The 23,515-nt window shown below is 64.3% G+C and carries 16 protein-coding genes; 4 read left to right on the forward strand and 12 right to left on the reverse strand.

Going from position 1 to position 23,515, the window contains the following annotated elements; genetic code table 11:
* The first annotated feature begins 144 nt into the window (after window positions 1-144).
* A complete protein-coding gene (locus RBA95_RS06875) occupies window positions 145-1,305 on the forward strand; it encodes an efflux RND transporter periplasmic adaptor subunit (protein WP_306016111.1) in 1,161 nt (386 codons plus the stop codon).
* Window positions 1,302-4,598, forward strand: coding sequence for an efflux RND transporter permease subunit (locus tag RBA95_RS06880; protein ID WP_306016112.1), 3,297 nt, complete (start codon window positions 1,302-1,304; stop codon window positions 4,596-4,598). The genes RBA95_RS06875 and RBA95_RS06880 overlap by 4 nt, the downstream gene beginning before the upstream one ends.
* A gap of 71 nt (window positions 4,599-4,669) precedes the next feature.
* On the opposite strand, the gene thrS is transcribed toward RBA95_RS06880, so the two are convergent.
* The 3 genes from thrS to glpK all read right to left on the reverse strand — a co-directional run bounded on the left by thrS (window position 4,670) and on the right by glpK (window position 9,560).
* Window positions 4,670-6,511 (reverse strand): threonine--tRNA ligase, encoded by a 1,842-nt coding sequence (gene thrS, locus RBA95_RS06885; RefSeq protein ID WP_306016113.1) that lies wholly within the window; start codon window positions 6,509-6,511, stop codon window positions 4,670-4,672.
* A gap of 126 nt (window positions 6,512-6,637) precedes the next feature.
* Window positions 6,638-7,981: an oxygen-independent coproporphyrinogen III oxidase gene (gene hemN / locus RBA95_RS06890; RefSeq protein ID WP_306016114.1), complete on the reverse strand. Its 1,344-nt coding sequence runs from the start codon at window positions 7,979-7,981 to the stop codon at window positions 6,638-6,640.
* Window positions 7,982-8,078: 97 nt separating this feature from the next.
* Entirely contained in the window at window positions 8,079-9,560 is a 1,482-nt protein-coding gene (gene glpK, locus RBA95_RS06895) for a glycerol kinase GlpK (protein WP_306016115.1), read from the reverse strand.
* Between the two features lie 69 nt (window positions 9,561-9,629).
* On the opposite strand from glpK, the gene RBA95_RS06900 reads away from it, so the two are divergent.
* Entirely contained in the window at window positions 9,630-10,565 is a 936-nt protein-coding gene (locus RBA95_RS06900) for an alpha/beta fold hydrolase (RefSeq protein WP_306016116.1), read from the forward strand.
* Here the strand turns inward: RBA95_RS06900 and RBA95_RS06905 are convergent.
* Window positions 10,562-11,692: a pentapeptide repeat-containing protein gene (locus RBA95_RS06905; protein ID WP_306016117.1), complete on the reverse strand. Its 1,131-nt coding sequence runs from the start codon at window positions 11,690-11,692 to the stop codon at window positions 10,562-10,564. The genes RBA95_RS06900 and RBA95_RS06905 overlap by 4 nt on opposite strands.
* 155 nt (window positions 11,693-11,847) lie before the next feature.
* Here RBA95_RS06905 and RBA95_RS06910 point away from each other — a divergent pair, with 155 nt between their 5' ends.
* Complete coding sequence (locus RBA95_RS06910) at window positions 11,848-12,771, forward strand: alpha/beta hydrolase (RefSeq protein ID WP_306016118.1); 924 nt, start codon at window positions 11,848-11,850, stop codon at window positions 12,769-12,771.
* On the opposite strand, the gene RBA95_RS06915 is transcribed toward RBA95_RS06910, so the two are convergent.
* Genes RBA95_RS06915 through RBA95_RS06950 form a run of 8 tightly spaced genes read right to left on the reverse strand, consistent with a single transcriptional unit; the run spans window position 12,768 to window position 23,457 of the window.
* A complete protein-coding gene (locus RBA95_RS06915; RefSeq protein WP_306016119.1) occupies window positions 12,768-14,243 on the reverse strand; it encodes an NAD(P)/FAD-dependent oxidoreductase in 1,476 nt (491 codons plus the stop codon). The genes RBA95_RS06910 and RBA95_RS06915 overlap by 4 nt on opposite strands.
* Window positions 14,230-16,065 carry a long-chain fatty acid--CoA ligase gene (locus RBA95_RS06920; protein ID WP_306016120.1) on the reverse strand — a complete coding sequence of 612 codons (1,836 nt, stop codon included), beginning with the start codon at window positions 16,063-16,065 and terminating at the stop codon, window positions 14,230-14,232. Before RBA95_RS06920 ends, RBA95_RS06915 begins: the two co-directional genes overlap by 14 nt.
* 23 nt (window positions 16,066-16,088) lie before the next feature.
* On the reverse strand, window positions 16,089-16,967 hold the full coding sequence (locus RBA95_RS06925; protein ID WP_306016121.1) for a 3-keto-5-aminohexanoate cleavage protein: 879 nt from the start codon (window positions 16,965-16,967) through the stop codon (window positions 16,089-16,091).
* A complete protein-coding gene (locus RBA95_RS06930) occupies window positions 16,960-18,945 on the reverse strand; it encodes a biotin carboxylase N-terminal domain-containing protein (protein ID WP_306016122.1) in 1,986 nt (661 codons plus the stop codon). The genes RBA95_RS06925 and RBA95_RS06930 overlap by 8 nt, the downstream gene beginning before the upstream one ends.
* A gap of 2 nt (window positions 18,946-18,947) precedes the next feature.
* Window positions 18,948-19,748: an enoyl-CoA hydratase/isomerase family protein gene (locus tag RBA95_RS06935; RefSeq protein ID WP_306016123.1), complete on the reverse strand. Its 801-nt coding sequence runs from the start codon at window positions 19,746-19,748 to the stop codon at window positions 18,948-18,950.
* Window positions 19,749-19,750: 2 nt separating this feature from the next.
* Window positions 19,751-20,920: an acyl-CoA dehydrogenase family protein gene (locus RBA95_RS06940; protein ID WP_306016124.1), complete on the reverse strand. Its 1,170-nt coding sequence runs from the start codon at window positions 20,918-20,920 to the stop codon at window positions 19,751-19,753.
* 30 nt (window positions 20,921-20,950) lie between these two features.
* A complete protein-coding gene (locus RBA95_RS06945) occupies window positions 20,951-22,561 on the reverse strand; it encodes an acyl-CoA carboxylase subunit beta (RefSeq protein WP_306016125.1) in 1,611 nt (536 codons plus the stop codon).
* Window positions 22,558-23,457: an SDR family oxidoreductase gene (locus RBA95_RS06950; RefSeq protein ID WP_306016126.1), complete on the reverse strand. Its 900-nt coding sequence runs from the start codon at window positions 23,455-23,457 to the stop codon at window positions 22,558-22,560. The genes RBA95_RS06945 and RBA95_RS06950 overlap by 4 nt, the downstream gene beginning before the upstream one ends.
* Window positions 23,458-23,515: the final 58 nt, after the last annotated feature.

Raw genomic sequence — 23,515 nt, forward strand, 5'->3', positions numbered from 1 at the left:
ACTCTGAAGGCCCCGCCCGACAGGCGGGGTCTTTGCTTTAAGAGCCCGCGGAAAACTGTAAAATTCCCCATTGTATGATGGCCGCTCCGTCCCGCCGTGCTACATCGCGGATGGGCAGGCAATTGATCAGGGGAAGGGCGAGGCATGCAGACCTCTACCCAGAATGACGCGCAGGATGCGGACAAGAACGGCTGGATCGGCTGGCTGCAGATCGGCGCCATCATCGCCGTCATCGTGCTCGCGATGATACTCACCACCCTTCTGTCGACGGGATCGGACGCGCCCCGGCAAGCCGCGCCAGAACGCCCGGCGACCCCGGTGGAAATCGCGCGCCCCCAACCCGCCGACCATCAGATCGAAATCACCCTGACCGGGACAGTGACGACCCCGTCCGATATCAGCCTGTCTCCGCAAGTGGGCGGACGCGTGATCGCGGTGTCCGACGCCGTGCGCGCCGGGGCGCGGTTTGAAGCGGACGAAGTGCTGTTTGAGATTGATCCGCGCGATTATCAGGTGGCCCTGACGCGCGCCCAGGCCGGCCTGGCCGATGCGCAGAGCGCACTGGACCAGCTGAACGCCGAGGCGGAGATCAACCGCGAGGAATGGCGCCGCGAATATCCCAATCGCGAGATCACGCCACTGGCCGCGCGCGAACCCCAGCTCGCCGCCGCCCGCGCCGCCGTTGAAGCCGCGCGGGCCGACCTGGCCCAGGCGCGACTCAATCTGGAGCGCACCCGGATCAGTTATCCCTTCAGCGGTCGGGTCATCGACAGCGAGATTGTCACCGGACAGCTGGTCAGCGCCGGACAGCAGTATGGCTCCGTCTATGACATCGAGAGCCTTGAAGTGGTCGCTCCGATCGCGCCGTCTGAACTGGCGCGTCTGGATGGCGCCGTCGGCCGGCAGGCCCGCCTCACCCTCACCGAAACCGGACAGACGCTCAGCGGCGAGATTGTCCGCGAAGGCGCCAGCCTGGATGCGCGCACGCGCTTCATCGATCTGTTCATCGCCCCTGAAGCTCCCGGCACGCTTCGCCCTGGCCAGTTTGCAGACGTGCAGGTGACCGGTCCGGATCTGAACGCCGGGCTGGTGATGCCCGGTTCCGCGCTCGCCGGTCTTGATCAGGTGCGCGTGGTCCGCAATGGCGAGATCGAACAGCAAGAGGTCGAGGTTCTCGACCGCTGGGGCGACACTGTTTTCGTCGCACCGTTCGATTATGCGCAAGGGGTCATCGTGACCCCGGTGCCGGAAAACGCCCTGGGACGCCGCGCCAACATCCTCAATGAAGATGAGGCCCGTCAGTGAGCGACTCCGGCCTGCTGCCCTCCGCCCATGCCGGCTGGCCCGGCAAGGGTCTGATCGCCTGGTTCGTCAGCAATCCGGTTGCGGCGAACCTTCTGATGATCCTGTTCCTTCTGGGCGGCGCCCTGACGGCCTTCACCATGCAGACCGAGGTCTTCCCTACCCTGCAGCCGCGCACGGTGCAGGTGGCGGTGATCTATCCCGGCGCCACGCCCGGCGATGTGGAGGATTCGATCACACGCCGGATCGAGGAAGCGGTGATCGGTCTGGAAGGTGTGGATCGGGTGCGGTCCGTGGCCTCGGAAGGCCGGGGCACCGTCACGGTGGAATTGCAGGATTTCGCGGACGCCCAGGTGGTCAAGGATGATGTGGAGACCGCCGTCTCCGCCATCGCCGACTTCCCGCCCGCCGACGCCGAGCAGCCCCAGATCCGCGTGCCCCAGCCGGTCACGACCATTTTGACCTTCGCCCTGTCGGGCAGCGTCGATGAAGCAGGCTTGCGCGAAGCGGGCTCGCGGCTGGAACGCGACATGCTGGCCGAGGACGGCATCTCCACCGTGCGCCTGCGCGGCGTCAGGGCGCTGGAGATCTCCATCTCCGTCTCCGAGGACGCCTTGCGCCAGTACGGGCTGACCTTCAGCGAGGTCGCCGATGCGGTGCGCGCCGCGTCAGTAGACCTGTCGGGCGGGGAAATCCGGACCCAGTCCGGCGACATCCTGCTACGCACCAATGCCCGGCGCGAAACGGGCGAGGAATTTTCCAACATCATTCTGCGCTCTTCCGAAACCGGCGCCCGGGTCCGCCTGGGCGACGTAGCCGTCATCAATGACGGATTTGAGGAAGACCCGCTGATTTCGCGCTTCAACGGCGAGCCCGCCGTCTTCATCGATGTCCAGACCCAGGGCTCCGAGGATCTTCTGGGGGTGAGGAACGCCGCCATCGCCTTCGCCGAGACCGCCAGCCTGCCGCCGGGCGTCGAACTCGAAATGGTGGTGGATCAGTCCCAGGTGTTCCGCGACCGCATCTCGCTGCTCGCTCGCAATGCCATCATCGGCTTCACCCTGGTCTTCCTGCTGCTGGTGCTGGTGCTCGACCTGCGTCTCGCCTTCTGGGTCTCCATGGGCGTGCCGATCTCCTTTCTGGGCGGGTTCGCCCTGTTCGGCATGGCGGGCGTCACGCTGAACTTCATCACCACGTTCGGGCTGATCGTGGTGCTGGGCATCGTGGTCGATGACGCCATCGTGGTGGGGGAAAACACCGACCGCGAACGCCAGAAGGGCCGATCCGCCGAAGAGGCCGCCATCGCCGGGGTCACCGGCGTGGCCGCCCCCGTGCTGGTCGGCGTGCTCACCACCATGGCCGCCTTCGGTCCGCTGATCTTTTCGGGCGGCACCTTTGGCGAGATCACCCGCCCCATTCCCATCGTCGTGATCTCCATCCTGGCGATCTCGCTGATCGAAGCCTTCCTGATCCTGCCCTCTCACCTCGCCCATGGCGGGCACTGGTCGCGGGGACCGCTGGCGCGCATTCAGGACAAGGTGGCCCAGGGTCTGACCGCGTTCGCCGACGGCGCCGTCAGTCGCTGGGCGCGCTTTGCCGCCCGCATGCGCTGGCTCGTCGCGGCAGCGGGCATCGCCATCCTGATCTTGGTGATGACGCTCGCCACATCGGGCATTGTCCGCTTTGTCTTCTTCCCGGCGATCGAGTCCGAACAGATCACCGCCGATATCAGCCTGCCCGATGGCGCGCCCTTCACCGCCACCCGCAACGCCGCGGAACAGATGATCGCAGCCGCCGAAGCCATCCAGCGCGAATACGCCGACAATGGCGAGCCGGTCTTCAAATCCATCGAGGCCACGATTGGCGGCCGCACCAGCCTGTTCGGCGGGCCGGGCTCGAGCTCGACCACCACGATCGCCTCGAACGCCGCCCAGATACAGATCCAGCTGACCCCGTCGGCGGACCGCACCACCAGCTCCTCCGAGCTCGAAGCGCTATGGCGCGAGCGCACCGGCCAGCTCGCGGGCGTGGAGCAACTCTCCATCATCTCCTCCGCCGGCCCCCAGGACGCGGACATCGCCTATGAGCTGTCCCACCCTGAAAACGAGTCGCTGGAAGCCGCCGTGCGCCAGCTGGCGGAATGGCTGGCGGAGATCGATGGCGTGTCCGAAATCGAGGACGGGCTCGATATCGGCAAACGCCAGCTCAACTTCACCCTGACCCCGGCCGGGGAAGCGGCGGGCCTGACCCCGCGCGATGTGGCGCGTCAGGTGCGCCAGGCCTTCTTTGGCGAGGAAGTCCAGCGCGTCCAGCGCGCGTCTGACGAATTGCGGGTCTTCGTGCGCTATCCCGAGGACGAGCGGGTCGGTCTGTCAGACCTCAACGATCTGCGCGTGCGCACCCGCGACGGCGACAGCCTGCCACTGAGCGTCGCAGCAACCATCACCGAAAGTCGCAGCTATACCCAGATCGAGCGCATTGATGGACGCCGCATCGTCGAGGTGACCGCTGATGTGGACGAAGCCCGCCTCACCCCGGGCGAGGCCCGCGCACGGGTGGAAAGCGAGATATTGCCCCAGCTAGTGGAGACCTATCCTGAACTGCGCTGGACGCTGGCGGGTGCGGGCCGCGAACAGGCCGAGGATTTCGCGAGCCTGGGCCGGGGGCTGCTGATCGCCATCGTCATCATGTACGCCCTGCTGGCGACCCAGCTGCGCAGCTATATCCAGCCGCTGATCATCCTGATCGCCATTCCCTTCGGCATTGGCGGGGCGATCTTGGGCCATTTCATCCTGGGCTATCCGCTCTCCTTCCCGTCGATCTTCGGGATGGTGGCGTTGTCAGGCGTGGTGGTGAACGCGTCCATCGTGCTGATCGACCGCTACAACATGAACGTCAACGAGCGCGACATGGCCCCCGTGGATGCGATTGCGGAAGCGGCGGGCCGACGGTTCCGCCCTATCCTGGTCACGACGCTGACGACGGCGCTCGGCCTGTTGCCGATCATTTCCGAACAAAGCCCGCAGGCGCAATTTCTGGTGCCCATGGCGGTGTCACTGGGGGCGGGCCTGGTCTTCGCCTCGATCACCATCCTGATGCTGCTGCCGGCCCTGGTGATGATCATCGACGACGTGCGCGCCTCCCCGCTCACCAGCTTCGCTGTGGTTGGCGGGTTGGTTGTGGCGCTGGTTCTGATCAGCATGGCCGGACTGATCGGGCTTCTGGTGCTCGCAGGTATCGGCGGACTGGTCGGCTGGCGGATCTGGCGCAAACGCCGGGCTCTAAGCGCCGCATGATCCAGAACTGATCCCCAAACAAAAACGCCGGCCCAAGGGCCGGCGTTTTCAGTGTGAACGGGCGAAACCGCCTATTCCGGCTTGGGCTGATCAGTGCGTCCTGACTGCTCCTTGGCGATGCGGGCGATCAGGTCCTCGACCTTCATCGTGCCGATATCGCCATGGTCGCGATGGCGCACGGCCACTTCGCCGTTTTCCGCTTCCGCATCACCGACCACCAGCATGTAGGGAATCTGGCGATTCTGGGCGTTGCGGATCTTCTTCTGCATGCGTTCGGACGCGAAATCGGTCTCCACGCGAATGCCGGTGTTCACCGAGTCCACCTCCGAGAAGAACAGCGTGTCGCGCACGGACTGGGCGTACTCCTCATGGCGGTCCGCAATCGGGATCACCACAGCCTGGGTCGGGCTCAGCCAGGTCGGGAACTTGCCGGCATAATGCTCGATCAGGAAGGCCGCGAAGCGCTCATGGCTACCCATGGGCGCGCGGTGGATCACATAGACCGGCTGCTTGGAGCCATCCTCGGCGGTGTAGACGAGGTTGAAGCGCTTGGTCGCCATGAAGTCGAGCTGGTTGGTGGAGATGGCGTATTCGGTGCCAACCACCGATTTCACCATGAAGTCCACTTTCGGGCCGTAGAAGGCGGCCTCGCCCTCGACTTCCTTGTAGGGATAGCCGGACTCGTCCATGGCCTGCTTGAGGATGCCCAGCGCGGTCTTCCAGCCTTCGGCATCGTCGACATACTTGTCGAGATTCTCCATGTCCGGCAGGGACAGGCGCATCCAGAAATCCTCGATGCCGAAAAGGCGATAATAATCGGCATGCATGTGCATGACGGCCAGGAACTCGTCCTTCGCCTGGTCGGGACGGCAATAGATATGGGCGTCGTTCTGGCAGAAACCGCGCACCCGCATCAGGCCCGATAGACCGCCCGAGGCCTCGTAGCGATAAACCTGTCCGTACTCGGACAGACGCACCGGCAGATCGCGATAGGACCATTGGTCGTGCGCATAGATCATGTGGTGGTGCGGACAGTTCATGGGCCGCAGATAGTATTCCTGCTCGTCGATCATGATCGGCGCGTACATGTCTTCGGCATAGTACGGCAGGTGACCGGAGCGGTGATACAGATCGCCCTTGGTGATGTGCGGGGTCGAGACCCGGCGATAGCCCGCGCGGTGCTCGGTGATGCGGGCGAGCTTCTCGAGCTCGTCACGGATCACATTGCCCGCCGGCAGCCACATGGGCAGGCCTGCGCCGACTTCCTCGACCAGGGTGAACAGGCCCAGCTCCTTGCCGATCTTGCGGTGATCGCGCTTGGCCTGCTCTTCCAGCCGGGTGACTTCGGCCTGCAGCTCTTCCTTGGTTTCATAGGCGAGCGCATGAATGCGCTGAAGCTGGGCGTTCTTCGCATCGCCGCGCCAATAGGCGCCCGCGATGGAGCGCAGCTTGAACTCGCCCACCTGGCCTGAATGGTCCACATGGGGGCCGCGGCACAGATCGACAAAATCGCCGGTGCGATAGAAGGTGATCTCATCAAGCCCTTCGCCCGCGACGGATTCATCACCCGTCTCCTTGGCGATGGCGGTCGAGCCCTTGTCGCGCAGCAGCTTCAGGAGCTCGACTTTGAAGTCCTGGCCTTCCTTGGCCATGTAATCGATGGCCTCATCGATGCCATGGGCTTCGCAGTAGAACTTTTTCTTCTTCTTGCGCAGCTCTTTCATGCGCTTCTCGATCTTGGGCAGATCCTCGACCGTCAGCGGCTCTTCGAGCTGGATGTCATAGTAAAAGCCTGTGGCTGTCGCCGGACCCACGCCAAATTTGGCGTTCGGCCAGAGGTCCTTGATCGCCGCCGCCATCAGGTGGGCGGCGGAGTGACGGCGCGTCTCTACCGGGAAGTTGTCCTGCGACATGGTGTTTAGGCTTCTTTGACAAAAAAGAGAGGTTGGGACGAGCGTAAGAACATTACGCTCATCGACGTTTAAATCCTCGCTTCGCGCCTGTCCACAAAGCCCGCTGCGCCGCAGCGCATCAAACCCTTAGACCGACACCGAATGCCGCGCCGCGCCCGTGGCGAGATAGCCGTCAAACGCCGCCGCCACCAATCGCGCCAGCGGACGATAGGCGGGGTTGACCGTGATCACGCCGCTTTCCACCGCGACGACGCCGGACCGCACCAGATCATCCAGATCCGCTTGCGGCGCCGGCCTGTCATACAGGGCGGCGATCGCTTCAGGATCCACGCGCAGATAGGTCATCACCTGCTCGATGATGGCGGCGCGCATGGCGTCTTCTCGGCTCACCGCTACGCCCTTGGCGATGGGCAGGCGTCCAGCCTCCACATCCTGCATCCAGGCGCGCACGTCCGACCGGTTCTGAACATACCCTTGCGGCGCCCGACCAATGGCCGAAGCCCCTAGCGCGATCAGCGTATCCGCCTTGTCCGTGGTGTAGCCCTGGAAGTTCCGCCGCAGCGTGCCGGTTTCCAGCGCCCGGGCCATGGGGTCGTCGGGACGGGCATAGTGATCAATGCCAATGAGCGCATAACCGCAATCGATCAGCGCTCGCTCCATGGCGTCCGCCTGTTTCAGACGCGCCTTGGCGCCGGGCAGGTCCTCGTCCCGGATCAGACGCTGATGCGACTTCATGTGCGGCACGTGCGCATATCCGAAAACCGCCAGGCGATCAGGATCGAGCGCGGCCGCCGCTTCCGCGCTGGCGCGGGCGCTGTCAGCGGTCTGAAGCGGCAGGCCGTACAGAAGGTCGGCATTGATCTTCATCACGCCCGCTTCGCGCAAGCGATTGAAGGACGCCTCCACCAGCTCATAGGGCTGGACGCGGTTGATGGCGCGCTGCACGGCCGGGTCAAAGCTTTGCACGCCCGTCGAGGCGCGGGTGAACCCATTGCGCGCCAGGGCGAATGCATCATCCTTGGTGAAATGGCGCGGATCGATCTCAATGGCGAGTTCAGCGTCCTCGACGAAGTCGAACCGCTCATAGATCGCCGCCATCAGCCGGTCCATCTGCTCAGGGCTCAGGATCGCCGGCGTGCCCCCGCCCAGCGCCAGATGGGAGACGGTCATGCGGCCCGGCAAGCGGTCCGCGACCAGCGCCAGCTCTTTCAGAAGCACCTTCAGATAGGCCTCGATCGGCCCGTCCTGCGTGGTCGCGCGGGTGTTGCAGCCGCAGTACCAGCACAGGGATTTGCAATAGGGCACATGAAGATAGAGCGAGACCGGCTTGCCGCGATCCAGCGTATCCAGCCAATCGCCATACACCGTTCCATTCACGCCCTCATGAAAGTGCGGCGCGGTGGGATAGCTGGTGTAACGCGGGCTGCGCTGCTGGCCATAGCTGAGCAAATTGGTGATCCGGGACGCCATGACGGGCTCCATTCCTCTGCAAGGAGGACCCGCTTAGCCCGGCTTGCCAAAGGGCAGCAGTTGACCACTCGCCGCAGCGGCGACCGGTCGCAGGGGTTCAGCTCAGCGTCCGACGCACCGCGTCATGCCAGCCCGCCATCTGGCGCTGGCGCGCGGCATCTTCCAGCTGGGGCGCGAAGGCGCGCTCGGCCTGCCACAGGGTCGACGCTTCAGACAGGTCAGAGAACATCCCGATCCCCAGCCCCGCCAGGAAGGCCGCGCCCCAGGCCGTCGCCTCGGCGTTCACAGGGCGCACCGTCTCGACTGCGCAGATATCGGCCAAGCGCTGCATCAGGGCGTCATTGACCGCCATGCCGCCATCCACTTTCAGGGTACGCACTTCCACGCCGTCATTGGCGACGGCGGTCAGAAGGTCCTGGGTTTGGTAGACGGTGGAATCGAGCGCCGCGCGCGCGATCTCCGCCCGGCCGCAGCCGCGGCTGAGCCCGCAGATCAGACCGCGCGCATCCGGATCCCAGTGCGGCGCGCCAAGGCCGGAAAAGGCCGGCACCAGATAGACCCCGCATTCGGGATCCGCGCTTTGCGCCAGCGCCTCGATTTCCGATGAGCGCGCGATCATCCCGAGCCCGTCGCGCAGCCATTGCACGGTCGCGCCAGCCGACAGGATCGAGCCTTCCAGCGCGAAGGCGGACTGGCCGTTCAAACGCCAGGCCGTGGTGGCCAGAAGCCGATTTTCCGATTTCACCGGCTGATCGCCCGTATTCACCAGAAGAAACGCGCCCGTGCCATAGGTGGACTTCACCTCGCCTGGATTGAGACAGGCCTGGCCCAGCGCCGCCGCCTGCTGGTCGCCTGCTGCGCCGCAAATCGGGATGGCGCGACCCAGAACCGACGGGTCGGTGTCGCCATAACGCCCCGCGCTGTCGACGATGTCAGGCAGGACGCTGCGCGGTACGTTGAACAGGCCCAGCAGCTCCTCATCCCAGTCTGCAGCGTCCAGCGCATACAGGCTGGTTCGGCTGGCATTGGTGGCGTCGGTGACGTGAGCTCGCCCGCCGGTCAGCCGCCAGATCAGGAAGCTGTCCACGGTGCCGAAGGCGAGCTTGCCCGCTTGCGCCTTGTCGCGCGCGCCCGGCACGGTATCGAGGATATAGGCGAGCTTTGAAGCGGAAAAATACGGGTCGAGCACCAGTCCGGCCCGGTCCCGAACCAGCGCCTCCGCGCCATCGGCCTTCAACGCCGTGCAGGTTTTGGCCGTGCGCCGGTCCTGCCAGACAATGGCGTTATGAATGGGCTGGCCGGTCGCCCGGTCCCAGACAAGCGTCGTCTCGCGCTGATTGGTCACCCCGATCGCCTCGATCCGCCAATCCTGTTCTTCGGCCGCGCGCATCGCCTTGCGGGCGGTGGACAGCACGGTCGCCCAGATAACCTCGGGATCGTGCTCGACCCAGCCCGGTTGGGGATAGCCCTGGGCGAACTCTTCCTGGGCGGAGGCGATGACCCGTCCCGCCTCGTCAAACACCAGAGCGCGCGACGAGGTGGTGCCTTGATCAAGCGCAAGGAGTGCAGGACGAGACATGGTGAAACGCTCCGGTCGGTCTATGGTGTCGACAAGCTAAGCGGTTCTGACCCGATGGAGAATGCCCCGATGGCGTTTGTTGCGGAAACTTTTGAAAGCCCCACCGGCGCCAGCCTGCGCCTGCACGTGCAAGAGGCGGACGGCCAGCCATTGGGCGTGGTCCAGATCCATCATGGTCTCGCCGAACATTCCGCGCGCTACGCCCGCTTCGCCGCCTATCTCGCCAGCCGCGGCTTTCATGTGGCTGCGCATGACCATCGCGGCCATGGAGAAACCACCGCCGAGGATGCGCCTCGCGGGGTCTTCGGCGCCCCCAAAGGCTGGAGCAAGGTCGTCGAGGATGCTTTGGCGGTCGAAGACCATCTCAAACAGCGCTTTCCCGGTCTGCCCCATATCGTCTTCGGCCATTCCATGGGCGGCGTCGTGGCGATGAACCACGCCATGGAACGCAAGGGCGATTTGTCGGGCCTCACGATCTGGAATTCCAATCTGGCCCTGGGCGGCCGCGCGGGCCTGATGCGCGCAGTGCTCAACATCGAGAGCCTGTTCAAGAAATCACACCAGGGATCGACCTGGATCGAAGCCCTGACCTTCAAGGCCTGGGGCAAGGCTATCAAGGGCCATCGCACCGATTTTGACTGGCTGTCGCGCCTCCCCGAGGAGGTGGACGCCTATGTCAACGATCCCGATTGCGGCTGGCCCGCCTCGATCGCGATGTGGCGCGACCTGATTGACGGCACGGAACTGGGCGAGGACGAGACCCGCCTGCGCAATGTGCGCTCTGATCTCGCCATTCACCTGGCGGCGGGCGGAGATGATCCCGCCACCGACAAGGGCCAGGCGGCCAAGGTGCTCGCCTCCCGACTGTATAATGCGCGCTTTTCGGATGTGACCATGCGCCGAGACCCGCAGGGGCGGCATGAAACGCTCAATGATCTCGGCTTTGAAACCGCCCAGTCAGACTTCGCTGACTGGGCCGAGCGGGTGGCGCGCCAGCAAGGCTAGGAGGCCTGTGCCGACGTCAGATCCGTTGTGGCGGCTTCATGGGCCTGAACCGGCCCTATGGCCGCATCCAGCAATTCACGATCCAGTCGCGACCCCTCAAACCGGGCGGCGTGCAGGGACGCCCCTTCAAAGGAGGGGTGGAACACCCGGCCCGTGGTCCCCGTGAAAGAGCGCAAGTCTGCATTCTGGAAGACCGCATGATTGAGCTTGCAGTCGCGGAACGTCACCCCCTGCAGGTTCGCGCCGGTGAAGTTCGCGCCCCGCAGGTCCGCACCGGTGAAATTCGCGCCCAGCAGAGACGCGCCGGAGAAATCCATTCCCACAGCGCAAACGCCGCGCATATTGGCGCCGATCAGACCCTTCTCCCGACAGCCGCGGCCCAGCACCCGCAGATCCTCGCCTTCAAACACGGCGCGCTCGCCCTGCTCGCCGCGTGAACGCGTGTAAAGATCGCTACGCTCGACCTGTTCCAGCAACGCCGCCGCGCGTTCCTTCGCAGCCGGGTTGGGATCACGCACGACATTGTCCAGGCGGGCGCCATCCAGACGCGTGCCCTGCAGATCCACACCGGTCAGAACCGCGCCGGCGAAGTTCGCATCACGCAGATCCGCCTGATTGAGCTGCGCGCCCTCCATCATGGCGCCTGAAAAGTCGGCGCCCTTGAGCTTGGCCGAACTCAGCCGCGCGCCACGCAGGGAACAATCACGGAAATCCACGATACCGCCCAGCGAGTCTGAATCATTGTCCTGAACCCAATCGGTTTGCTTGAATTCGGCGTCGCGCTCATCCTTGAACAGAACAGCCTTGCGGAAATCGGCGCCATCAAGATTGGCGCGGTACAGGTCTGCGCCGCGCAAGATCGCGCCGCGCAAATCGGCGCGCGACAACACAGCGCCTCTCAGATCCGCGCCCTTCAGACTGGAGCAGTAAAACGAGGCGGTCAGCAGGGAGGCCAGGGCAAAGTTCGACTCCTTGAGATCGCATCCGATGAACTCGATGCTGTCGAGCTTGCGCTTCATCAGGTTGGCGCCGGTCAGGTCCTGGAATCTGAAGAAGGCACGACACCCGCCATTGCGGCCCGCAATGAACGCTTCGTGGGCCGCAATGACCGCCTGGTCGATGGGCATGCCGGTCTCTCCCGCTACTACCCGTCGAGCGTGGAGATTTGGCCTTAAAAATCAGTGTTTCACCTGATCGAGTTATACGCACATTCCCACGAAGTGCTTGTCAGTGCGCTGAAAACCGGAAAGTCTGGGCGATCCAGACGATCAGGGAGACGCGCGTGATTGAAACCATTCCCAAGCAGGGCGCTCTGAGCCTTCGCCGATTGCTCGCTCGGCATATGGCGCGCACGGCCGGCAAAAAGGTGATGTCTCCGGAAAATTCCCGTCAAATTGCGCGTAAGCGCATGGATGCGGGCGCAGACCGCCTGCCGACCCCTGATGATGTCCGCATCCAGAAGACCGAAATCTCCGGCCTTTCGGCCCTGACCTTCACGCCGGACGAGCGCCGTCCGGGCCTGTTGCTCTTTTTGCATGGCGGCGGGTATTGCCTGGGATCGGCCAAAAGCCATCGCCCGATTGTCACGCGCCTCGCCAAGGCGCTGCGCATCAATGCGGTCTCCATCGATTATCGCCTGGCGCCCGAGCATGTCTTCCCCTGCGCGGTGGAAGATGGAACTGCGGCCCTGAACTGGGCCATGGGCCATAGCGACGGCCCTGTGCTGATCGCAGGCGACAGTGCAGGCGGCGGGCTGACGCTGGCCAGCCTGTTGCGCCAGCGCGAACAGGGCCGTCCGCTGCCCCAGGGCGCATATCTGATCTCCCCCTTGACGGATCTCACCGTCAGCGGCAACAGCACAAAGACTCGCGCCAAAGTCGACCCCATGCTCAAGCCGGAATGGCTGTCGGTGGGGGCTCAACTCTATCTGGAGAATACCCCCGCAGAGACGCCGGAAGCCTCACCCCTGTTCGCAGACCTGACCGGTCTGCCGCCCATGTTCATCCAGACCGGGGATGATGAAATCCTGCTCGATGACTCCATCCGATTCGCCCAGAAGCTCGAACAGGCCGGGGTGCCGGTCCAGTGCGAAATCTGGAAAGCGCTCTGGCACGACTTCCCGCTTTTCGCTCCGCTCCTACCGGAAGCCGATCAGGCGCTCGAGCGTCTGACGGACTGGGCCGAACCGATCCTGTCCGCGGACTAGGCGCGCTCCAGGGCGAAGGCGTCACGGTCCTGCCCCGAGACGGCCCAGGCATATCGGCTGGCGGGGCCGGACCAGTTGTTGACGATGATCCCGTCCGGGCTCTTGTACCAGGACGGGCAATCGCCCGCCCAGACCGTGCCCTCGAGCCGGTTTTGCAGATCCGCGTTATAGGCGGCCTGCGCTTCAGGCCGAACCTCCATGCTTCTGGCGTTCTCGCGGAACAGACGGACGATCTGTCGACGGATGAACTCGGTCTGGCGCTCGATCATGAAGATGATCGAGTTGTGCCCGAGATTGGTGTTGGGCCCGTAGAGCGTGAACAGGTTCGGAAAGCCGGTCATCGCCACGCCCTTGTATGCGGTCGGGCTCTCGCCCCACACCGCGGTCAGGCTTTGTCCATCCCGCCCGATGACATCCAGGCTGGGCAGGAATTCGCTGGCCTTGAAGCCTGTGGCGAGAATGACAAGGTCGGCCTTGATCTCTTCACCCTGCCCGGTCATGACGCCGTCCGCCGTAAAGCGCCGAACCCCGTCCGTGACCAACTCCACATGCGATTGCCCGAGGGTGGAGAAAAAGTCGTTCGACAACAGGATGCGCTTACAGCCCGGCGCATAATCGGGCAGAACCTTTTCCAGAAGCGCCGGATCCTGGACCTCGGCCCGGATGCGCCGGCTCAGTCGGTGACGGGTATAGGCCGCGGCCAACCCGCCAGACCGGAAGGCTGGCCAGCGCGATTCATGCAATGCAAAACTTCCCATGCGGTAGAGCCAGTGATAGCCGGGCATGTGCCGAAACAGCCATTTCTCCACCGGGGTGAAGGCCCGGTCCGGCTTGGGAATGACCCAGTTGGGCGTGCGCTGGAACACGGTCAGCTCAGATGCGGCCTTCGCCGCATGGGGCAGGACCTGGATCGCGCTGGCTGCGCTGCCGATCATCACGACACGCTTGCCGGTCATATCGATGTCGGGCGTCCATTCCCCGGTATGGACTATACGGCCCTTGAAAGCCTCCTGCCCTTCAAAACTGGGCGAGAAAGGCTCTGACAACTGGCCGACGGCGCTGATCACCACCCGGGCTTCAAGCTGGGCGCCATCCTCAAACCGGACTTTCCAGAGCCCCACATCCGAATCGTAGATCAGTTCGCGGACAGACCGGCCGTAATGGATATGCGGGTCAAGGCCGAACTTGACGCTGGCGCGTTCGAAATAGGCCTTGATCTCGCCTTGCGGCGCGAACTTCCGACTCCAGTCGGGATTGGGAAAGAACGAATACGAATACAGATGGCTGGGCACGTCGCAGGCCGCGCCAGGATAGGCGTTGGCGCGCCACACCCCGCCCGGCCCGTCCGCACGCTCGGCGATGACCAGGTTCTCATGACCGGCGCGCTTGAGCTGCCGCCCCATGGCGAGGCCGGACATGCCGGCCCCGATGATCAGAACATCCGTACGGGGCGGCAGATCACTCCTCGTCATGGCCTTCAGCGTACATCGCGTCCACCACCGCCTGATTGCGCGCAGTCACCACATTACGCCGCACTTTCAAGGTAGGGGTCAGCTCGCCGGTCTCGACGCTCAGCGGTGCATCCAGGACCCGGAACTTGCGGATATTCTCCACCCGCGCATAGCGCTTGTTCACGCCATCCACGGCCGCCTGCAGCTCATCATGCACCTGCTGGCTCTGGCGCGCCTCGTCGACGCTGAGGCCATGCTTGCGGGCGAACTCGGACAACGCATCCTCGCTCAGCGTGAGCAGCGCGCTGAGATACGGTCGGGCGTCGCCGACCACCACCGCATGCTCGACCAGGGGTGCGTTCATCAGATCGGTCTCGAGATTGGCGGGCGTGATGTTCTTGCCGCCGGATGTGATGATGATGTCCTTGATCCGGCCGGTGATGAAGACGAAGCCGTCCTCGTCGATCCGCACCACATCACCGGTTTTCATCCAGCCATCGCGGGTGAAGGTATTTTCGGTGGCCTCGTTATTGTTCATGTAGCCGACGAAGACATTCGGGCCACGAACCTGCAGCTCGCCTTCTTCGGACACGCGCGCTTCCATGCCGTCGATCATCTTGCCGACCGAACCGATCCGCATCATGCCGGGCATGCTAAAGGCGGTCGGGGCGCTGGTTTCGGACTGGCCATAGCCTTCGCAGATCAGAAGATCGAGACCGGTAAAGAACCACAGCACTTCAGGGCTGATCGGCGCCGCGCCCGAGATCAACAGTCTGGAATCATCCAGCCCCAGCGCCGCCTGCACCTTCTTGATCACCAGCGCGTTGGCGATGGGCTTTTGCAAGGACAGGAGCGGGTTCGGCGCGCGTCCGTTGAGTTTCGCTTCGTGCCATTTGCGGTTCACGCCCATGGCCCAGTTCGCGAGCTTGGCCTTGATCTCGGTCGCTTCCGCCAGCCGACCGCGAATGGTTTCGGACATTTTCTCCCAGACCCGCGGCACGCCGAAAAACACGTTCGGGCGGCAGGCCTGAAGATCATCCGCGAGCGTTTCCATGGATTGGGCGAAATGCATGATCGCGCCGCTCATGACATGGTTGTGCACGCTCGACTGCTGCTCGGCCACATGGGCGATCGGCAGATAGGACAGCGTGCGGTCGCCGGGCTGGGCCTTGAACATTTCGCTGAGCTTGGCCGCGCTCCAGGAAATATTGCCATGGCTGAGCATGACCGCCTTGGGCGGGCCTGTGGTGCCGGAGGTGTAGATCAGCGATCCGATCCGGGTCTCGTTGATCGCCTTGAGCCGTTCGCTGACCGCGTCGCGATGATCCTCGACGCCCAGGGCCATGAATTGCGCCCAGCTGAGCACGTCGGGATGGTCGCCCGCCCCGCCTTCCATGACGATGATGTGCTCGAGTTCGGGACACTCCGCCTTCAGCTCCAGCGCCTGCTCGACATGCTCGCTGGTTTCCACCAGCAGGACCGGCGCCTTGGAGTGTTGCAGGATATAGGCGACTTCGGGCGGCGCACTGGTCCAGTAAACGCCGGCCGGTCGACCGCCTGCCATCATCGCCGCAATGGCCATGATGGTCCATTCAGGCCGGTTATAGCCCAGAATGGCGACCGCCTCGTCTTCACCGAGCCCCAGCGCGATGAGCGCGCGGGCGGCGGTCTGGACCTGCTCGGCGTATTCCGCCCAGCTCGTATAGGCCCAGCCCTCGCCCAGCCTGACGGCATAAGCCGGGTCCGAACCTCGGGTCTCAGCCTTCTCCAGCAAACGGGCCGGGGTGGACGGATACCAGTTCTCCGCCCCTATGCGGGGCAAATCACTCGCGCGCGCCTCCATGCGTCTCCTCCCTATAATACATGTCAGGCATGCGCGGTCTCCGCCGCGTTCAGGCCCATGATCTCGCGCGCCTCCTGCGGCGACGCGATCTCCCGCCCGGCATTGCGGGCGCAGTTCGCCAGAGCCTCGATCAAGGCTCCGTTGCCCGTGGCGCGTTCGCCATCAGGCAGATAGAAGGTATCCTCAAGTCCGGTGCGAAGCATACCGCCTAAATCGGCGGTGGCCTGATGAACCGGCCAGATTTCCTGACGCCCGATCAGGGTCGTCTGCCAGGGATCGCCCTCGCGCTTATAGCCCAGCAAGAGTTTCAGGAGCGCCGCGTCCACCGGCATGCCCGAGGCGACGCCCATCACGAAATTATAATGCGCGGACGGCGCCATGCCGTTCTCGATATACATGTTCACACAGCGCACGATGCCCACATCAAAGCACTCGAATTCGGGATGTGCGCCCACTTCGGCCATGGCGTCGAGCATGGCCTGAACCTTCTCGACGGGGTTGTCGAACATCATGGGCGGCCAGGCCCAGCTGCCGTCGCGCTTGAGCTTGAGATAGTTGAGCGAGCCGGCGTTGCAGGCCGCGATTTCAGGCTTCACCCGCTTCACGCACGCCGCCGGGCCGGACACGTCAGGCCCCACAACGCCCGTAGTGGAGTTGATGATGACGCCCGGACAGGCGTCGCGGATCGCATCAATCAGGCTGGCGGCCACGTCCGGGTCCCAGCTCGGGAAATGGCCGTGATCCTCGTCCTGCATCCGGTAATGGACGTGCATGACGCTGGCGCCGGCGTCGAACGCCTCTTTCGCGCTCGCGGCCATCTGTTCAGGGGTGACCGGGACCGGATGGGTCTTGGGATTGGTCAGCACGCCATTGAGCGCGCACGTCAGAACGGCCTTATCCATCACTCTGCTCCTGCGAATTGAGTGTCAGTTCGATCAGAACCGCGCCGTTCGCGGCCTGCGCGCCCGCTCGCGCGTTGACCGAGGCGATTTCGCCATCAGCCGCGGCGCTCAGGCGCATTTCCATTTTCATCGCTTCCATGACGATCAGCACATCGCCCGCCTTCACCCGGTCGCCGGGTTTGACGTTGACCGCCACCACGGCGCCGGACACGGGCGCGGTAATCTTGGAGGGATCAGACGCGGCGTCCGCGCCCCAGGGCGAGGCCTCGGCGATGACGCTGATCTGGTCACAGAGCGCGATGTGAAGCGCGCCATCCTGGCTGCGCGCCACATGGGCGCGTTGATCCACGCCATTCAGGCGGAAAGCGATCTCGCCCGGCGCATCCTCATCAAGAAGCTGAACCTGAAACGGCGCCTGATCCTCCCCCACAGCCACGGACACAGCGTTCGGACCGGTCTGCTCGACCCGAACCGACAAGGCCTCGCCATTGACGATAAGCGGCAGGTCGAAGCGGCTCACCGATCCCGAGCGGATCACGCCCTGAGGCGTCGCCCCCAGAAGGGCCGCGGCCAGCGCGACCGCCTCATGATCAGGGTCGGGCTTTGCAAACGGGCCGGAGGCGTCTTCAGCCCACAGATCAAGGTCGGCCGTGCAGATCTCGCCCTTGCGGAAAGGCTCACCGTCCAGCAACGCCAGCAGGAAATCGCGATTGGTCGTCACGCCCAGAAGCGGATCGTTTTTCAGGGCGGCGCGCAGCGAGGCGATGGCCTCGTCCCGGTTCGCGCCCGTACCGATCACCTTGGACACCATCGCATCATAATCGGTCCCGATCCGGTCGCCCGTCTCGACACCTGCATCCACACGCCCTCCGGCGTTCGAAACCTCCCCGTCATAGGCCAGGATCAAGCCTGACTGCGGGGCGAACCCGTTGAACGGATCCTCGGCATAGAGCCGCGCCTCGATGGCCCAGCCCTCAATCGACACATCAGACTGGCTCAACGGCAAAGGCGCGCCGGATGCGATCTCGAATTGCCATTGCACAAGATTGGTCCCGGTCACCTCCTCGGTCACCGGATGCTCGACCTGGAGCCGGGTATTCATTTCGAGGAAGTAGTACGCCCCGCTCTCATCAAGCAGGAATTCCACCGTGCCCGCGCCCACATAGCCCACAGCCTTCGCCGCCGCGACAGCGGCCGCGCCCATTGCCTCGCGCAGTTCGGGGGTCACCGCCGGAGACGGTGCTTCCTCGATCACCTTCTGTCGACGCCGCTGGGCCGAGCAATCGCGCTCGCCCAGATGAATGGCGTTGCCTTGAGCGTCGGCGAAGACCTGGATCTCCACATGATGGCCACGCTCGACGAACTTCTCGATCAGGACCGCATCATCGCCAAAGGCCGATTTCGCTTCACGGCGGGCCGAGCTGAGCGCCTCTTCAAATGCTGACGCTTCGCGCACAATACGCATGCCGCGACCGCCGCCGCCCGCCACCGCCTTGATCAGCAGCGGATAGCCGATCGTGTCGGCCTGGCTCTTGAGATTGGCGTCAGTCTGATCACCCCCCTGCCAGCCCGGCAGGGTCGGCACCCCGGCCTTGATCATCAGATCCTTGGCCCGCGCCTTGTCTCCCATCGCCTCGATGGCGTCGGGCGGCGGGCCGATCCACACAAGCCCGGCCTTGGTCACTGCGCGCGCGAAGGCGGCGTTTTCGGACAGGAAGCCATATCCGGGATGGATCGCCTCGGCGCCGGTTTTCTGCGCGGCGTCCAGCACGGCTTCAATGTTGAGATAGCTCTCGCTCGCCAAGGCCGGGCCTATGCAGACCGACAGATCCGCCTGACGCACATGCAGGGCGTTGGCGTCGGCTTCGGAATAGACCGCAATGGCGGTTCGACCTGAATCGCGCGCTTCGTTGAGCACACGGACCGCAATCTCGCCCCGATTGGCGACCAGAACGCTGGAAAACGGTTTCGCGCTCATGCTCAGCTCTCCTCGGCCCAGCGGGCAGAACGCTTTTCCAGAAACGCCGTCATCCCTTCCGCCCCCTCGTCTGACCGCGCCGCTTTTGCAAAGGCCATGGCCGCATCCGCGACCAGGCTCGCGGGCGGCTCGAGCCGCGCCCGGCGCATCAGCGCCTTGGTGGCGGCGATGGCATTCGGTGCGCCCTTGCGGATCTGGGCGAGCTCGGCTTCCAGAGCCGCATCAAGATCTTCAGTTGGATGCAGGGCATGAATGAGCCCCACCCCGAGCGCCTTGCCCGCGTCGAGCTTGCCGCCCGTCACAGCCAGACGCCGCGCCTGGGAATAACCCAACCGCTCAACCAGAAACGGCGCGATCTGGGCGGGCACAATCCCCAGCCCGGTTTCCGGCAGGCGGAACACCGCCGTATCGGCCCCCAGCACCACGTCGGCCACACAGGCGAGACCGAAACCGCCGCCCATGACCGCGCCCTCAACCACCGCCACCACTGGCAGGCCCGTATTGGCATAGGCCACGCACAATTCGCCAAAGCGGGCGTTCACCGCCGCAATCGGGTCATGGTCATCAGTGACGGGTTGGCCCTGGGCCGCGCCCATATCCTTGATGTCACCGCCCGAGCAGAAATGTCCGCCTGCCCCGCGCAAGACAATGGCGCGATCACCCGCCTGTTCCGCGTCAGCCAGCGCCGCGATCAGCTCGTCCACCATTTCAAGCGACATGGCGTTACGCAGCTCGGGCCGGTTCAGCGTGACATGCAGAACCCGCGCGCGGCGCTCGACCAGAAGGGTCTGCGGAGCGGACATGATTATTTGTTGCCTTCAGACTTGCGACGCTTGGGCAGCGTGCCTTCAAGCTTGGCGATGATGCCGAGCATGATCTCGTCCGCGCCGCCGCCAATGGAGATCAGGCGACCATCGCGGAAGGAGCGGCTGACAAGATTGTCCGCCGTATAGCCCATGCCGCCCCAGAACTGCAGGCAGCTATCGGACACTTCACGCGCCAGACGGCCGCATTTGAGCTTGGCCATCGATGCCAGCTTGGTGATGTCCTTGCCCTCAACGAAATCATCCACGCAGCGATAAACCAGCGAACGCAGCAGCTCGACCTCTGTGCGAAGCTCGGCCAAGCGGAAATGGATGGTCTGGTTGTCCAGCAGGGACTGACCGAAAGCCTGACGGTCGCGCGTGTACTCGATGGTCAGGTCGATCTGCTTGTCGAGATTCTTCAGAGAGGACGCGGCGCCATAGATGCGCTCTTCCTGGAACTGGAGCATCTGATAGATGAAACCCGCGCCTTCATCCCCAATGCGATAGCGCTTGGGCACGCGCACATCATCAAAGAAGAGCTGGGCGGTGTCAGACGAGTGCATGCCGATCTTGTGGATCTTCTGCTTCTCGATGCCCGGAAGATCCATCGGCACCATGATCAGCGACTTGCTTTCATGGGGCTTGCCCTCGGACGTGTTCGCCAACAGGCAGCACCAGTCCGCCTTCAGGCCGTTGGTGATCCACATCTTCGTCCCGTTGATGATGTAATCATCGCCATCGGATTTGGCGGTGGTCTTCACCGCCGCCACATCCGACCCGCCGCCCGGCTCGGACACCCCGAGACAGCCCACCATGTCGCCGGCGATCGCCGGGGCGAGGAATTGCTTGCGCAACTCATCCGAGCCAAAGCGCGCCAGCGCCGGGGTGCACATATCGGTCTGCACACCGATGGCCATGGGCACGCCGCCGCAATCGATCATCCCCAGCTCTTCGGCGAGAACGAGCGAATAGGTCATGTCCAGACCTGCGCCGCCATATTCCTCGGGATAGCGCAGGCCCAGAAGGCCCAGATCCCCCATCTTCTTGAAGACTTCATGAGAGGGGAACTGATCGGCCGCCTCCCATTCATCCACATACGGATTGATGTCGTTGGCGACGAACTTGGCGACCGTGTCGCGAAGCTGTTCGTGGGTCTCGGTGAACTGCATTCTCGTCTCCTCCCGGACCGGGCCACGTCTTTAGAACCGCGCGACTCCGAAGGTGTTGGGGTTGAGCTGGCGGTCGTCCGCTTCAGCACAGGTGTTCAGGCATTCGATCAGCACCGCGCGGGTGTCGCGCGGGTCGATAATTCCGTCATCCCAGAGCCGCGCCGTCGCAAACAGCGCCTGGCTTTGCTCATCGAGACTCTGGGTGATCATGGCGGTCATTTGTGCGAGCGCCTCTTCGTCGGTCTCGACGCCGGCGCGCGCATTCTTGCCGCGGGTGACGATCTCCATGACCTTGGCGGCCTGCGCCCCACCCATCACGGCGGTGCGGGCGGTGGGCCAGGCGAAGATGAACCGCGGATCAAACCCGCGCCCGCACATGCCGTAATTGCCCGCGCCAAAGCTGCCGCCCAGAACAATGGTGATCTTGGGCACGCGCGCATTGGCCACGGCCTGGATCATTTTCGAGCCATGCTTGACCGCGCCGGCGCGCTCCGCCGCCGAGCCCACCATGTAGCCGGTGGTGTTCTGCAGGAAGACGATCGGCGTGCCCGACTGGTCGCATAGCTGGATGAACTGGCCCGCCTTGGTCGAGCCCTCAGGCTGGATCGGGCCGTTATTGCCGATGATGCCGACGATCTGGTTGCCGATACGCGCATGGCCGCACACGGTCTCCGCGCCATAGCGCGCCTTGAACTCCAGAAAGTCCGAGCCGTCGACGACGCGCGCAATCACATCCTTGACGTCATAGGGCGTGCGATCATCCGCGGGCACCACGCCCATCAGCTCTTCCGCGTCATAAAGCGGCGCATCCCCCGCGACGGGCGAACGCGCTGCGGACCAGTTGAGCTTGTCCATGATCTCGCGCGCATAAGCGAGCGCCTGGGCGTCATCCTCGGCGACATATTCGCCAAGTCCGGTCACCTCGCCATGCAGGTCCGCGCCGCCGAGGCTCTCATCATCGGCGTCTTCACCAATGGCGGCTTTGACGAGCGGCGGTCCGGCGAGGAAGATTTTCGACTTCTCGCGTACCAGCACGACATAGTCGCTCATCCCCGGCAGATAGGCGCCGCCCGCCGTCGAGCTGCCGTGCACCACCGCGATCTGGGGAATGCCCGCCGCGCTCAGACGCGCCTGATTGGCGAAGCTGCGCCCGCCATCCACAAAGATTTCCGCCTGATACAGAAGGTTCGCGCCGCCCGATTCCACCAGATGGATCATGGGCAGCTTGTTCTCGAGCGCGATTTCCTGGGCGCGCAGGGATTTCTTCAACCCCATGGGCGCGACCGTGCCGCCCTTGATAGCGCTGTCAGAGGCCGCGATCACGCAGCGCTTGCCCGCCACCACGCCGATGCCGACCACCGCGCCGCCGCCAGACGCGCCGCGTTCGCCGTCATCATCATGCATTTTCAGACCGGCCAGAGGCGCGATCTCGAGGAAGGGCGCATCCCGATCCACCAGGCGCGCCACGCGTTCGCGCGGCAGCAGCTGGCCACGCTCTTCAAAGCGGGCCTTCTTGGCGGCGGAATTTTTGCGCACCTGCTCTTCAGCGCTGCGCACGCTGACGAGCTTTTCATTCATGGCGGCCTGGGCCGCCTTGAACTCGTCCGATCCCGGATTGAGGCGATTGGGCAGGACGCTCATGTCTCCGCTCCCTCGCCGCGCAAGACGGCAGGATCAACCGCACGGTGGAAGCCGTTGAAGACCTCCGAATTCTCATGCGGGGTGAGCGGGAAGTGTCGCTCGCCCAGAGGCGCGCCGCCATCCACCTGAAGCTGGACTCCGGTTATGAAGGCCGCGCCCGGCGACAGCAGATAGGTCACCGCCGCCGACACTTCAGCTTCGGACCCCATACGCTGGGCGGGCAGGTTCTGCTTGAGCATGGGGATGATGGCGCGGAAAGCGCCGCCATAGGTATCCATTCCCGAGCTGGCGATCCAGCCCGGCGCGACGGCGTTCACGCGCACGCCCTTGGGCGCCCATTCAAAGGCGAGGGTCTTGGTCAGATTTTCCATCCCCGCCCGGGCTGCGCCCGAATGGGCCATGCCCGGCATGCCATGATGCATGTCGGCGGTGATGTTGACGATGGCGCCGCCATGTTCGGCCATGGACGCCTTGAAGACCTCGCGGCTGACCAGGAATCCGCCGGTCAGGTTGGTGGCGATGACCGCATCCCAACCCTTCTTGGAGATGTCCTCGGCATTGGCGGGGAATTGTCCGCCGGCATTGTTCACAAGGCCATGGATGCGTCCGTGACGCTCAACCATGGCGGCGATCGCCGCGCTGACCGCCTCTTCATCGCGAATGTCAAAGCTCGCGGTTTCACACGAACCGCCATCGCTGCCGATCTCTTCCGCAACAGCGTCGAGCTTGTCCTGCTTGCGTCCCGCCAGAATGGCGTGAGCGCCCAGAGCGGTCAGCTCATGGGCGATGCAGCGGCCAATGCCCGAGCCGCCACCGGTGACAAGGATGACCTGTCCCTTGAACAGGTCATCGCGAAACACGCTGTCATAGCGGGCGTGTGCGGCGTTATCGCTCATCGTGCGCCCGTCTCCTCCCTGACTGGTCCGGTCTTTGTCCGCCGGTATGAGAGGAGCT

Origin of the sequence: Oceanicaulis sp. MMSF_3324 (genome assembly GCF_030733545.1) — a bacterium.
Taxonomy (GTDB): domain Bacteria; phylum Pseudomonadota; class Alphaproteobacteria; order Caulobacterales; family Maricaulaceae; genus Oceanicaulis.

Coding starts and splice junctions, on each gene's coding strand:
- RBA95_RS06875 (WP_306016111.1), top strand. CDS start 145: ATGCAGACCTCTACCCAGAATGACGCGCAGGATGCGGACAAGAACGGC.
- thrS (WP_306016113.1), bottom strand. CDS start 6,511: ATGTCGCAGGACAACTTCCCGGTAGAGACGCGCCGTCACTCCGCCGCC.
- hemN (WP_306016114.1), bottom strand. CDS start 7,981: ATGGCGTCCCGGATCACCAATTTGCTCAGCTATGGCCAGCAGCGCAGC.
- glpK (WP_306016115.1), bottom strand. CDS start 9,560: ATGTCTCGTCCTGCACTCCTTGCGCTTGATCAAGGCACCACCTCGTCG.
- RBA95_RS06900 (WP_306016116.1), top strand. CDS start 9,630: ATGGCGTTTGTTGCGGAAACTTTTGAAAGCCCCACCGGCGCCAGCCTG.
- RBA95_RS06905 (WP_306016117.1), bottom strand. CDS start 11,692: ATGCCCATCGACCAGGCGGTCATTGCGGCCCACGAAGCGTTCATTGCG.
- RBA95_RS06915 (WP_306016119.1), bottom strand. CDS start 14,243: ATGACGAGGAGTGATCTGCCGCCCCGTACGGATGTTCTGATCATCGGG.
- RBA95_RS06920 (WP_306016120.1), bottom strand. CDS start 16,065: ATGGAGGCGCGCGCGAGTGATTTGCCCCGCATAGGGGCGGAGAACTGG.
- RBA95_RS06925 (WP_306016121.1), bottom strand. CDS start 16,967: ATGGATAAGGCCGTTCTGACGTGCGCGCTCAATGGCGTGCTGACCAAT.
- RBA95_RS06930 (WP_306016122.1), bottom strand. CDS start 18,945: ATGAGCGCGAAACCGTTTTCCAGCGTTCTGGTCGCCAATCGGGGCGAG.
- RBA95_RS06935 (WP_306016123.1), bottom strand. CDS start 19,748: ATGTCCGCTCCGCAGACCCTTCTGGTCGAGCGCCGCGCGCGGGTTCTG.
- RBA95_RS06940 (WP_306016124.1), bottom strand. CDS start 20,920: ATGCAGTTCACCGAGACCCACGAACAGCTTCGCGACACGGTCGCCAAG.
- RBA95_RS06945 (WP_306016125.1), bottom strand. CDS start 22,561: ATGAGCGTCCTGCCCAATCGCCTCAATCCGGGATCGGACGAGTTCAAG.
- RBA95_RS06950 (WP_306016126.1), bottom strand. CDS start 23,457: ATGAGCGATAACGCCGCACACGCCCGCTATGACAGCGTGTTTCGCGAT.